The 13,110-nt window shown below is 50.3% G+C and carries 12 protein-coding genes; 1 reads left to right on the forward strand and 11 read right to left on the reverse strand.

The window, feature by feature from the left end:
* Nucleotides 1-11: 11 nt before the first annotated feature.
* A complete protein-coding gene (locus P6574_RS12030; RefSeq protein ID WP_310620519.1) occupies nt 12-830 on the forward strand; it encodes a dienelactone hydrolase family protein in 819 nt (272 codons plus the stop codon).
* A 229-nt stretch (nt 831-1,059) separates the two neighbouring features.
* On the opposite strand, the gene P6574_RS12035 is transcribed toward P6574_RS12030, so the two are convergent.
* The 11 genes from P6574_RS12035 to P6574_RS12085 all read right to left on the reverse strand — a co-directional run bounded on the left by P6574_RS12035 (nt 1,060) and on the right by P6574_RS12085 (nt 12,950).
* On the reverse strand, nt 1,060-1,422 hold the full coding sequence (locus tag P6574_RS12035; protein ID WP_310620520.1) for a VOC family protein: 363 nt from the start codon (nt 1,420-1,422) through the stop codon (nt 1,060-1,062).
* A 187-nt stretch (nt 1,423-1,609) separates the two neighbouring features.
* A complete protein-coding gene (locus P6574_RS12040) occupies nt 1,610-3,739 on the reverse strand; it encodes a sodium-translocating pyrophosphatase (RefSeq protein WP_310620521.1) in 2,130 nt (709 codons plus the stop codon).
* Nucleotides 3,740-4,085: 346 nt separating this feature from the next.
* Nucleotides 4,086-5,096, reverse strand: coding sequence for a thiamine-phosphate kinase (gene thiL, locus P6574_RS12045; protein ID WP_310620522.1), 1,011 nt, complete (start codon nt 5,094-5,096; stop codon nt 4,086-4,088).
* A gap of 1 nt (nt 5,097) precedes the next feature.
* Entirely contained in the window at nt 5,098-5,592 is a 495-nt protein-coding gene (nusB, locus tag P6574_RS12050) for a transcription antitermination factor NusB (RefSeq protein WP_310620523.1), read from the reverse strand.
* An 8-nt stretch (nt 5,593-5,600) separates the two neighbouring features.
* The gene (gene ribH, locus P6574_RS12055; protein WP_310620524.1) at nt 5,601-6,050 is read right to left on the reverse strand and encodes a 6,7-dimethyl-8-ribityllumazine synthase; all 450 of its coding nucleotides are present in this window, start codon (nt 6,048-6,050) and stop codon (nt 5,601-5,603) included.
* Between the two features lie 92 nt (nt 6,051-6,142).
* Nucleotides 6,143-6,748 carry a riboflavin synthase gene (locus P6574_RS12060; protein WP_310620525.1) on the reverse strand — a complete coding sequence of 202 codons (606 nt, stop codon included), beginning with the start codon at nt 6,746-6,748 and terminating at the stop codon, nt 6,143-6,145.
* A complete protein-coding gene (gene ribD, locus P6574_RS12065) occupies nt 6,749-7,897 on the reverse strand; it encodes a bifunctional diaminohydroxyphosphoribosylaminopyrimidine deaminase/5-amino-6-(5-phosphoribosylamino)uracil reductase RibD (RefSeq protein WP_310620526.1) in 1,149 nt (382 codons plus the stop codon). It lies immediately after the preceding gene.
* Between the two features lie 139 nt (nt 7,898-8,036).
* Nucleotides 8,037-8,522 (reverse strand): transcriptional regulator NrdR, encoded by a 486-nt coding sequence (nrdR, locus tag P6574_RS12070; protein WP_310620527.1) that lies wholly within the window; start codon nt 8,520-8,522, stop codon nt 8,037-8,039.
* 44 nt (nt 8,523-8,566) lie between these two features.
* Nucleotides 8,567-9,883: a serine hydroxymethyltransferase gene (gene glyA / locus P6574_RS12075; protein WP_310620528.1), complete on the reverse strand. Its 1,317-nt coding sequence runs from the start codon at nt 9,881-9,883 to the stop codon at nt 8,567-8,569.
* A 180-nt stretch (nt 9,884-10,063) separates the two neighbouring features.
* Nucleotides 10,064-11,416, reverse strand: a complete 1,353-nt coding sequence (locus P6574_RS12080; RefSeq protein WP_310620529.1) for a L,D-transpeptidase family protein — start codon at nt 11,414-11,416, stop codon at nt 10,064-10,066.
* 445 nt (nt 11,417-11,861) lie between these two features.
* Nucleotides 11,862-12,950 carry a polysaccharide pyruvyl transferase family protein gene (locus tag P6574_RS12085; protein ID WP_310620530.1) on the reverse strand — a complete coding sequence of 363 codons (1,089 nt, stop codon included), beginning with the start codon at nt 12,948-12,950 and terminating at the stop codon, nt 11,862-11,864.
* Nucleotides 12,951-13,110 lie beyond the last annotated feature (160 nt).

Here is a 13,110-nt window from a genome sequence, read left to right on the forward strand (position 1 = left end):
CAGGTAACAAAATGAAAACAGCGGAAACAATTGGGCGTATCGAGGATTTTCAATCCCGCGATATATGCCTTCAAGAGCAGGTCAAGCGGGTTTATATGGCAGGAACCGGGCCCGCTGTGATTGTTATGCCCGAAATGCCCGGTATTAACCCGCAATTGCTCCGGTTTGCCCGATGGCTATGTGAGGCCGGATTTACCGTCTACATCCCCTCCCTTTTCGGGCACGACGGGGCGACCCCAAACGCTGATGAGGGAGCAGAAGTTTTTAAACGGGCCTGTGTCAGTGCCGAATTTCGCGCCTTTGCCGGAAACTGCTCCAGCCCTGTAACCCAATGGCTCAGAGCACTTGCCCGTTTTGCCCATGAAGAATGCGGTGGGGTTGGCGTTGGTGCTATTGGTATGTGTTTTACTGGAAACTTCGCTCTTTCCATGATGCTGGACTCATCCGTTCTGGCATCGGTCCTTTCACAGCCTAGCCTGCCATTGGACAAGCCTGAAGCTCTGGAGAGCTCACCAGAGGAGCTGGCAGCGGTGCGCGCAAGGCTGGAATCGGAAGACCTATCAGTCCTTGCCTACAGATTTGAAGGAGATCACTTTTGCCAAGCACAGCGCTTCGCCGCTTACGCCCAGGCACTGGGAGACCGGTTTGAGGGGCGTACTTTGCCTACCTCTGCAGCCGGCAAGAACGTTACCCCCTTCTTCCAAGCTCACGTTCCAACACCTCATAGTGTGGTGACTATTAACCTCATTGACAAGGAACATGAGCCCACACGCAAGGCCGTGGATGAAATTATAGGATTTTTCCGCACAAAGCTTTCAAAGAGCCCGTAAAGTTAATGTGTAGCTTTACTTTGAAGTATATTTCAATTTAATATCAATATATTACAGCAACATTCTAAACCGTGATATGAGCAAAACTGCATCTCCAAAAATGAGATAGTTTAGTTTTCAAAACAGCTATGCATCAATGGGACCTTCCAAGAAGGAGGTCCGAATTCAAAAACTTTCTCAAACACCCAGTTATTCCTTTACCTGCCCCACTTCGCCCTCCAACAACCATCTACGCCTGCTCCACTTCCTGAACGAAAGCCACCGTATTCCCAGCAGGGTCGCTCACACTCGCTAGCTTTATGAACCCATAATCCTGAGTTTCGCCAATCGCTACTCCAGCTTGTTGACAGGCCCTGCACTGCACCTCCAGATCAAGGACACCGCAAACGACGGACGACTTACCAACAAGGCTTGGGTCTGGCGCTACCGAAATCTGAATCCAGGCATTGTCGGTCAACTGCCATTCCCCAACACCCTCAGTAGGCGTGATATCAGGTTCGCGCCCCAACCACTTCGTGTACCACTCAATAGCTTCTGCATAATCTGCGACATGTACAACAGAGACTAAGCTCCTGAAATTGTTTTCTGACATTTTTATCCTTCCTTTCAATGGTAGGGGGTGAAAGTAGGACAATGAATTTTGCTTCCACCAACTTTCTAGAGCTGACCATGAACTTAAAGGTAACCAGCATCTTGCAAGGTGGGCTTAGGCTAAGACCCCCACTCCCTAACCGAAGTCATATAATAACCGGGAGGGTTACCCCTCCCGGACAGTTTGATTAGTGGGCAAGAACCGCCAGCAGCATGAGCGCCACAATATTGGTGATTTTAATCATCGGATTGACTGCGGGCCCCGCAGTATCCTTATAGGGATCTCCAACCGTATCTCCGGTCACCGCAGCCTTGTGGGCGTGGGACCCTTTTCCGCCATGATTCCCATCTTCAATGTGCTTCTTGGCATTGTCCCATGCACCACCTCCGGCTGTCATGGACAAAGCCACATAAAGGCCGGTGACGATCACCCCGAGCAACATGGCTCCCAGTGCCGCAAAGGCATCGGCCTTACCGGCAATCGCTTCGATGGTATAAAAGCAGATCAACGGAGAAAGAACAGGTAACAGGGACGGAATGATCATCTCACGTATGGCCGCTTTGGTGAGCATGTCCACCGCACGTCCATAGTCTGGGCGCTCCGTTCCCTTCATGATACCCGGCTTGTCTTTGAACTGGCGGCGTACCTCCTCAACAACCGATCCGGCAGCACGGCCAACGGCTGTCATGGCTATTCCGCCAAACAAGAACGGGAGCAAGCCACCAAAGAACAGGCCGACAACAACATAAGGATTAGACAGAGAAAAGTCTGGCCCGACGGCTTCCATTCCCGAAAAGTATGGGAATTGATCCGAGTTGGAAGAGAAGAATAAAAGATCTTCAGTGTATGCGGCAAAAAGGACCAGAGCACCCAAGCCTGCGGAACCTATCGCATATCCTTTTGTGACCGCTTTCGTTGTGTTACCAACAGCATCCAACGCATCTGTGGTGTTTCTCACCTCTTCCGGCAGATCACACATTTCCGCGATCCCGCCCGCATTGTCTGTCACCGGCCCAAAGGCATCCAGTGCAACCACCATTCCGGCCAAGGCCAACATGGTTGTCACCGCTATGGCAATTCCAAACAGACCTGCAAGATTAAAGGTTACGATGATCCCGAGAATAATAATCAACGCAGGAACGGCAGTCGCCTCCAGTGACACAGCCAGACCTTGAATAACATTGGTCCCATGCCCAGTTTCTGAGGCCTTCGCAATGGAACGCACCGGACGGAAACCGGTTCCCGTGTAATACTCCGTTGTCCAGATAATCAGTCCGGTGATCACAAGGCCAACGACACCGCAGAGAAACAGGCTCATTGGGGTGAAGGTCAGACCGTCGGAAATTGCCAGAACCTTGTCCATGCCACCAAATGTCCAGCTGGTCAAAGGATAGAGGACAATCAAAGATATGATTGAAGTGGCAATAAAGCCCTTATAGAGCGCTCCCATGATGGAGTTTGAACTGCCAAGGCGAACGAAGAAACTGCCAATGATGGAGGCAACACTACATGCACCGCAAATCAGCATGGGGTAAACCATGACGGCAGCCAAGTCTGGTGAGGCTCTGAAGTAAATGGATGCCAGTACCATGGTTGCCACAAGGGTCACAGCATAGGTTTCAAACAGATCAGCCGCCATGCCAGCACAATCGCCCACATTATCGCCAACGTTATCAGCAATAGTGGCGGGGTTGCGCGGATCATCCTCTGGAATACCAGCCTCTACCTTCCCAACCAGATCGCCGCCAACATCGGCTCCCTTGGTAAAAATTCCTCCGCCAAGGCGGGCAAATATGGAAATGAGCGAAGCACCGAAACCCAACGAGACCAAGGCATCAATGACTGTTCTTGATGTTGGGCTATACCCAAGATGGGCCGTTAGAATATAAAAATATACGGCCACCCCCAAAAGAGCGAGACCTGCCACAAACATGCCCGTTACAGCACCTGAGCGAAACGCAATATTGAGCCCTGCTCCAAGGCTTTGGCTGGCCGCTTGCGCTGTACGCACATTTGCGCGAACTGAAACCAGCATACCGATGAAGCCAGCAGCCCCAGACAGGATTGCACCAATTGCAAAGCCAATGGCAACGGTGACAGACAGGAGATAGGCAATGATTGCAAATATAACGATACCGACCAAGGCAATGGTCGTATATTGCCGCGACAGGTAAGCCTGTGCCCCTTCTTGTATGGCACCGGCAATTTCCTGCATCTTGGCCGTGCCTTTATCGGCAGCCATGACATTTTGAATGGCCCATATGGCATAGATGACAGAAAGCACCCCACACGCAATGGTTACGAAAATCTCAGTCATTGACCCCCCCGAAAATCCTTAAATTTGTCTTTTCTGTTTAAGGTTATTTCCAGAAGGCTAATATCCATGAGATTTAGGAGGTTAGACTGCAATGTACTCTGCGTTTTATCTCCACATAAAACAAGAGATCACTTAAACCATTGTAGGGAAAGATAGTTTCCGCTTCCATATAGTTTTCACCTAGTGAGTTTTCACGGGTTATATGGGGAGATGAAATAGAAATTTGCCCCAAACCCATGGCATCACGAATATAAATACCTACGAATCACAGGTAAACGATTCTCAATACTTGGATCTTTTAGTTCCTACGGACAAAGAGCAAACCCGCCCTTGGGGTATATATTCCCTAAAAGTGCTCGAAGCCCTTTGATGAGTGACCAAGAACCCTCTCACCATGAAGGTACAGGTTTGGTACGCCACTACCAGAATTCGCTGGCGCTGAGAAATAACCAATTTGAGAGCAAGGCAAACCTGAGGCCTTCAGGCCTTTTTCAAAGACTTCACATGCATTTTCTGGAACGGCGCACAAAATCTCATAATCATCGCCGCCTGTGACCGCTTGGTGAAGCAGCTCCCGCTCAGCAGAGCACGCCCTGTGCACGCCAGCACTCAGGGGTACTTTTTCCAAATCCACATGGGCATCAACCTTGGAGGTGTGGCACATATGGGCAAGGTCTGCGAGCAGACCGTCGGAAACATCCATAGACGCCGCTCCATACTCCAAAATCGTCTGCGCCGCCTGAGCTCTTGGCTTTGGATGAAGGTACCTCTCCAGCAAAAATGCCTCTTCAGTGGGAGTAAGACCCCATTTATGCGCATTTTCCGGCGCAAGACGGAGCATCAAACCTAAGGCGGCATCTCCAATTGTACCTGTCACATAGAGCCTAGCTCCCACTGGAGCGGTATTCCGCCTTACAGCGCGGCCAGTTGGCGTACATCCAATAGCTGTAATAGACAGGAGAATACCATCTGGTGATTTAATGGTATCCCCTCCCAGCAAAGCCCAGCCATATTGCCTCTGGCTCAATTCCAACCCTTTGCAAAAATCACGAACCCACGCCTCCTCAAAGTCCTTAGGAAGACCAAGGCCGAGGAGGTAACCAAGAGGACGTGCCCCTTTGGCAGCTAAATCGGAGAGGTTTACCCCAAGCGCTTTTCGCGCGACAGACTGGGGAGGGTCTTCTGGGAAGAAGTGGACACCAGAGGCGAGCATATCTTTGGTAAGAACCAGCTCACACCCTTCTGGTGGGGTAAGTGTTGCAGCATCATCGGTAAGACCTGCTGCACCCGCATGGGTCGCCAGTGGGGCAAAGTAGCGCTCAATCAGAGTGAACTCGCCTGCCCTGCCCCCACTCATATCAGCCGTCGAATTCGGAAGCGCGAATATCGCGGGCCAGACGGTTCATAATACCGTTGACCAAACGTGTCTCATCCTTCTCATAGAAGGCTTTTGAGATCTCAATATATTCGTTAATGATAACCTTGGCAGGCACATCTTTTTTACGCAAGAGTTCGGCTGCTCCCACACGTAAAATGGCACGAACCGTGCTATCGACCCGGCGCAGCGGCCAATCCTCTGAAAGACCACTGTGGATCTTGGCATCGATAATTTTTTGCTCTTCAAAAACAGCATGGACAAGATCTTGAAACCATGCGGGGTCCGCTTCGCGGTAGGTTTCGCCGTCAAGCTCTTGGCCCAGACGGTACAGCTTGAACTCACCGACGATATCGCTCAGTTCCGTGCCAGCCAGTTCCATCTGGTAAAGCGCCTGAACCGCAGCAAGACGTGAAAGGCCCCGCTTGTTTGCGGGGCGCACGCCAGCCTTGTTCTTATTATTTTGTTCTTGCGTCATACTAAATCTTAAACTCCGAAGTGATCGCGCACTTCAATCATGCGAAGGCAAGCCTCAGCCGCGCCGCCGCCCTTGTTCTTCTTGTCTTTGTCGCAACGAGCCCAAGCCTGCTCGTCATCTTCCACTGTCTGGATGCCATTGCCCACTGCAATGCAGGCGTCCGTTGTCAGTTCCACAATGGCGCGTGCCGATTCATTGGAGACAATATCGTAGTGTGTTGTCTCGCCACGGATAACGCAGCCCAAAAGCACGAAGCCGTCGAAGTCCGCATCGCCGTTTTCCATTGCAGCCAAAGCCATGGAAAGCGCGGAAGGAATTTCTAGAACGCCAGGGACTTCCATACGGGATACCTTGGCACCTGCATCTTTCAGAACCTCGTTGGCACCTTCATAAAGTGCATCAGCCAACTCATCATAGAAACGTGCCTCAATGATAAGAATGTGGGGAACTGTAGACATAGCAGGATCTCTTTCACTCGTTTAATTGATCGTCAGGAACCACGACCGACACCATTTGTCCAGTCAAAACAGCAGAAACTTATAAAGAACTGTTACCCTGTAAATTCTGCTAGCCGCGCCACATAACGCGACATCATATCGACTTCAAGGTTTACAAGGTCACCTTCTGTACGATCTGACCAAGTTGTCACCGATAAAGTATGAGGAATAAGGAAAACTGAAAACGTATTCCCCTCCGCCTCGTTCACTGTAAGGGATGTCCCATCCAGCGCAACACTGCCTTTTTTTGGTATAAAGCGGGCAAATTCCTCTGCACATTCAAATTTGATGTAAACGCTTTCCGGATGCTGGACAAATTCGATAATTTTTGCAGTTCCATCCGCATGACCCAGAACAAGGTGCCCGCCCAGCTCATCCCCCATTGCAAGGGAACGCTCCAGATTGATACGCATGCCTGCCTGCCAATCGCGAACAGTGGTTAAACGCAGGGTTTCAGCAGCTGATTCTACTTCAAACCAGTTCTGCCCGTCCTCAATGCCTTTTGCGGTGACTGTGTGGCACACGCCCCCACATGCGATGGACGCGCCCAGATCAATGCCATTCGCGTCATATTTGGTCAAAATGCGCGTTCGCAGGCCCGCCGGGATTTTCTCCACAGATGCAATTTTGCCCACATCGGTTACAATTCCAGTAAACACCTATGAGGTCTCCTTAAAAGAATAGCGCCAAAGAATATCGCCGGATACGCGGCGAAGTAGCTCGTGGGTAAAGTGCCCCTTGTTATTCAAGAGTTCAAGGCTACCTTCCACAAAAGGTTTAAGGCCATCTGCTCCAATGATTTTTGCGCCTTGAAAGATCATCGCCTCATCTATCAACCGGTCATTCAAAAGCGCCCGCGCCACATGGGCTCCGCCCTCCACCATCACCTTGGTAATACCGGCAGTGGCAAGCTCTTTCATGGCATGTGGTAGGTGTACGTGCCCGTTTCTTTGCTGGCACCGTAGCACTTTGGCGCCCGCTGCCTCCAGCGTAGCGCAGCGTTCGGGCACAGCACCTTGCCCAACCAGCACCCAAAGAGGGGTAGAGGCACTCGTTTGCACAAGTTTTGAATTAAGCGGCAAACGCGCATGACTATCGACAACGACACGGACCGGAGAGAGGTGCTCCAGACCTGCCAGACGGCAGGTCAGCTCCGGATCATCCTCTAGCACCGTACCAATACCAACAAGAATGGCATCAACCTGTGCCCGCATGGCATGAACAAGGCGGCGGCTTTCAGGGGAGCTTATAGCAACCTGCCCCTTACCCTTTTGCCCGATGAACCCGTCGTTTGAGAGAGCCATTTTCAGTTGGATATGAGGGCGAGCGTGCACCAGCCGCGTTATATGGCCAATAACGCTGGCGCGGCACTCCCTTTCAAGAATACCGGAGATAACTTCAACACCAGCTTCTTCCAGAATCTTTTTACCCTTGCCCCCGACCTCCGGATTTGGGTCAGAACATCCAAAGACAACGCGGGCGACACCTGCTTTTACCAAAGCCAGCGCACAAGGCCCCGTGCGCCCATAGTGGGCACAGGGCTCTAAAGTGACGTAGGCCGTTGCACCATTCGCCCTTCCCCCTGCCTTTGCCAGAGCCTGAACCTCTGCATGCGCTCCACCTGCGGGCATAGTTGCTCCTTGCCCGACAACAACCGGCCCGGAGCCTTCATCTTTTACGAGCAGCGCTCCAACAGAAGGGTTTGGCCAAGACCGCCCACGGGCGCGCTGTCCAAATGAGAGCGCTGCCGCCATGAACCGTTCGTCTTCATGTCTTTGCTTAGAGCTTAAACTTGGATTTCCAGACAAAGCCCACCTCTCGCTCCGCAGGACACACATAATGAGTTTATCTAGTGCAGCCGAACACGAAAGCCTTGCTCAAGCTGTCAACTGCAACCAGATCACAGCGCATGCCAATACTCATCACATGCAGCCATACTTAAACCAACTAGCTCTTTTGGGCCGCCAGCCGCGAATTCAGCTCTTCGTCGCTCAGCTCATCCAGAAGGGCTTCAAAGTCCTTCGCCTCGCGGAAATTTTTATAAACGGAAGCAAAGCGCACGTAAGCAACATCGTCCAGAGCTTTAAGCCCTTCCATCACCAGATGGCCGATAGCCTCCGCATCCACTTCACTCTCTCCCGAGCTTTCCAGCTGGCGCACAATGCCGCTGACCATGCGCTCAACCCGCTCCGGCTCAACCGGACGCTTGCGGGTTGCTATGAGCACCGAGCGCATGAGTTTCTCGCGATCAAAAGGCACACGCCGCTGGTTGCGCTTGATTACCGTCAACTCGCGCAGTTGCACCCGCTCAAACGTGGTAAAGCGGCCGCCACATGTTTGGCAGACCCTGCGACGACGGATCGTTGTGTTATCCTCGGTAGGACGGGAGTCCTTAACCTGGGTATCATCTCCGCCGCAAAACGGACAGCGCATAAGCGTGTGCCTCCTTTATTGTTATTTTAAGGAGTTAAAACTCCTTAAAGGCCTTTATAGATTGGGAAACGAGCTGTTAGCTTGAGAACTTTCTCTTTTACAGCTGCTTCAACGGTCGCGTTGCCTTCATCCGTATTGGAAGCACGCAAGCCTTCCATCACTTCATTAATCAACAAACCGATTTCGCGGAATTCGGCGGGCCCGAAACCACGAGTTGTACCCGCGGGAGTTCCCAGACGAATACCAGAGGTTACTGTCGGCTTTTGCGGATCAAGCGGCACACCATTTTTGTTACAGGTGATATTGGCGCGCTCAAGAGCTTTTTCTGCAGAAACACCGGTGAGGTTCTTTGGACGCAGATCAACCAGCATCAAATGCGTATCTGTACCTTCAGACACAATGTCCAAGCCACCCTCACGAAGAGTTTCAGCCAAGACTTTTGCATTCTCAATCACGTTCTTTGCGTAGATCTTGAACTCTGGACGCAGCGCTTCACCAAAAGCCACAGCCTTAGCCGCAATTACATGCATCAACGGGCCACCCTGAAGCCCCGGGAAAATGGCAGAATTGATTTTCTTGGCTATAGCTTCATCGTTTGTGAGCACCAAACCACCGCGCGGACCACGCAGAGTCTTATGAGTGGTGGAGGTCGCAACATGGGCGTACGGGAATGGGCTCGGGTGCTGACCACCGGCCACCAGACCTGCTAAGTGCGCCATATCCACCCACAGGAAGGCACCTACTTCATCGGCAATTGCGCGGAAAGCTGCAAAATCGATTTCGCGGGAATATGCAGAACCGCCAGCAACAATAACTTTTGGTTTGTGCTCGCGTGCAAGCTGAGCAACCTGATCCATATCAATGCGGCCGGTTGCCGTGTCCAGACCATATTGAATGGCATTGAACCATTTACCGGACATGTTCGGTTTAGCGCCATGTGTCAAGTGACCACCAGCGTCAAGGCTCATGCCGAGTAATGTGTCGCCCGGTTTAGCAAGCGCCATCATCACTGACTGGTTCGCCTGAGAACCGGAATTGGGCTGCACGTTGGCAAAGTCACACCCAAAGAGCTGTTTGGCCCGTTTAATGGCAAGCTCTTCTGCCACATCCACGTGCTCACAACCACCATAGTAACGACGGCCTGGATACCCCTCCGCGTACTTATTGGTCATAATAGACCCTTGAGCATCAAGAACCGCTTTGGAAACAATATTTTCCGAAGCAATCAGTTCGATCTCATTTTGCTGGCGAGTGAGTTCGCTTTTGATCGTAGCTGTAATTTCAGGGTCGACCTGAGCGAGGGAACCTGTAAAAAACTCTGGGTAGAGCTGAGTGGTGACCGTTGTATCCGTCAGGGACATGGCAAGGCCTCTTCACATTGGAACCAAAAGAAATTAGGAGCCCTCTAAGCTCCTAAGCAACCCCACCTATATTTCAGGTAGGCGCCCCGCAATTACCACAGGCAATGGATTGAACCAAGGGGGCAATCAACGATATATCGAAGTTACCCCCCTATCCTATCGGGGTATTTGGCGGATATTTTATCTGCTTACGGCCTCGGACAGAATGGGCAGAGAGTCGCTCAGACCATCCATTTTGTAGATATCATCCCGGAAATGAACTGCTCCATCACTGCTCGCCCAAGCTGTCACATACGAAAGAAAGATGGGTATCCGTGTCTTCAATTTCGCATCAAGGCGCTCACCACCGCGAATCGATTCGTCTACCTTAGCCCGATCCCAACCAGGCGTGGTTGCTCCCAAGAGCCAAGAAACCAGTTCACGAACATTCTGCACCCGGACACACCCAGAGGAGTGAAAACGGTATCCACTGCCGAACAAGGACTGCTCTGGCGTGTCATGTAGATACACCTGAAACTTGTTATGAAAGTTTATGCGAATACTTCCCATGGAGTTCTTTTCGCCCGGATCCTGCGTAAAGCGATATTGGGTTGCTTCCTGCGTGTTCCAGTCAATGTCCTGCCACTGTTTCTGGTTCCCATACCAATCAAAAATTTTGATCTTGTTCTTCTCAAGGTAACTGGGATCCTCCTGCATCTTTGGAATCAAGTCCTTGCGGATGATACTGACAGGAACCGTCCAGTAAGGATTAAAATTCACCTCTGTAATTTTGGAGTTCAAAATAGGTGTCTGGCGATCGATTTTTCCAACAACAGCCGTATGTCGGGAACGAACCCGACCTGCTTCCACTGCCTCAATTCGAGCAGCTGGAACGTTGACCATGACATATGTATCGTTCAACTGATCTGCCAGTTCTGCAACCCGGCCCATATTGATTTCCAACTGGCGCAGCCGCACGATGGCCGGAACATTCAAAGCTTCAATTGTACCCTTGCCCACAATGCCATCTGCAAGCAAGCCATGTCTCAACTGAAAACGGCGAACAGCAGTATCAACATAGCTGTCGAATATTTTGGAAAGACCCGCACCTGCATCCAGATCCCCGGAAATGATCAGACGTTGACGCAACTCAACAACGCTGTCGTGCTGTTTACCGATCCTCAGCGGTTTTCCCGGATAGCTCACCATATTCCAGCCACCATTGGCAACGATCTGACGATATCGAGGAATAGCTTGCTCCATATAGAGCTGCGTATGCAGAGAAATTATGGGAGAAACTGTGTCAATTTCCCTGACACTGCGTACACCGCTATCAAAGCCATCTTCCCATTCAGCCCCTTCAAAAACCTGCCCATCCAGCGCTGGAACACCGGCTGGAATACTCTGAGTTTCCGGAGCAACATTTTCCACAAGCGGCGCTAGAGGCCGAACCAACACTTGCGCAACGCTTGCCGTTGACATTGTTGCAGCACACCCAACGGCCAAAGCGCCGGCAACGCTGGACAAATGAGAACGGTTAAAGTGCTTAGACACCGCAGTACCCCTAGTTTCAATTCTTTCACATCTGCCAAACTGCAAACCAGCCAGCAGTATTCTCTAGCTGTGGAAGAGGACGTTCAAAACTTCCAATTCTCAGCGAAGGCTTCAGTAGGTTCAATTCGAACTTGTTTGCCTGATACTCCCCGAAGCAGCACAACGAGTATATATCACCACCCATACCTCATTCTACAGGAGGCATGCTTAACACATTCTATTATGGCTGTTTCGTGTCTGAACATGACTATAGCCCGTTATCCAAAGACACTTAATGAATGTTTGTAGGCAGCCATGTGGAGCTGACTTCCTAAGTCCGCCAAACAAGCTTGTGACAGCAGTCGGTTCTTAAACAAAGGCAGCACAGATGCTCTTGTTGACAGCTCACCCTATAAAAGTAGGCTATATACAGCAAAGCAACTTAACTAGGACTTCACCAAGAAGGCTAGGGCAATGACAACTCACACTTAACGTGACCATTTAGTTCGGGATTAGCCACTAGAAAGTCGCTCCAAATATTTTGACAGAGTTGACGCATATAACTGGACGCTTCAGCCGTTTTTTGCTGCATCAGAGCCGTCGGAACCCTTGGCACACCAGCCTCAACACACTCCAGCACCTGTCTATCATCACACTTAAAAACAAGTGACTCGCGGCCCACTGATTCCATAAAGGCACGCGCTTTTACAACCGGATTTAAGCTGATGGTTGGTACATCATACATCATCGCAACAATAGTTGCGTGTAATTTCATACTCAAAACAAGTGAACACTGCCCTATACTCCGGCTTATTTCGTCAAGACTTTGAGTATATTTCGTCTTTTTTCCCGGAACTTTTAAAGCTTTTGCATTCTCAAAGTCTTTTTCACCATGCTTTCCTACACCTGCAATAATATGATGAACCTTCCAGCCCTTAGCGGCTAACCTCTTAGCGATTTCCGCCATTAACAAATACTCTTTAGGGTGCTTGATGTGCCTAGTAACCAAACCAACAATTGGCTCCTTTGGGATGCGACCCACTTTTGGCAGCGGTAAAGCACAAGCTAGGTCTGAGTGCGCTCTAACACCAACAGCAGGTTTTACATTTTTTTCAATCCAAGCCTGAGACAGCGGATCCCTCGTTGAAATCGACTTTATATTCGCATTGCAAAGAAACTGCTTCCACTTACTAAGTACGTCCGGATGAATATCCGAACGATTTTGCTCCACACCCACTCCTGCAATATGTACTGATCGACGCAAAAACAATTTATTGACAAAATCTTGATCAACTTTTGGTCGGTAAGGACAAATTAAGTCCCCGCCACCTACAACGACTGCATCCATCATATCAACGAGATTCTCGGAAAAATGCCGCATATAATAGGGCCTAGGCAAGCCAGTAAGAAGAAAAACCCTAGCCCACGAACCAAACCAGTACTGATAGTTTTTGAGGTAGAGCTCGTCCCCATAGTTCCCTCTACCAAGCGACCCCGAGATTCCTATGTTTGGTTTGATATCTCGCTCTCTAGATAAGTTGCTGATATGCCCCAAAGCCCCTCCCCCTCGCAGATTTAGCCTCTTAAGCACAGAACTCTGCCGATTAAACCTGTCATAATTAATCATGCTTTACCATCTCAATTAAAAATAACATCATCAAGAATAGATTATTTTCATGAAATATTTTTTAATGCCATAAAATAGAATTACTCAT

Origin of the sequence: Pseudovibrio sp. M1P-2-3 (assembly GCF_031501865.1) — a bacterium.
In the GTDB taxonomy this organism is placed as follows: Bacteria; Pseudomonadota; Alphaproteobacteria; order Rhizobiales; family Stappiaceae; genus Pseudovibrio; species Pseudovibrio corallicola.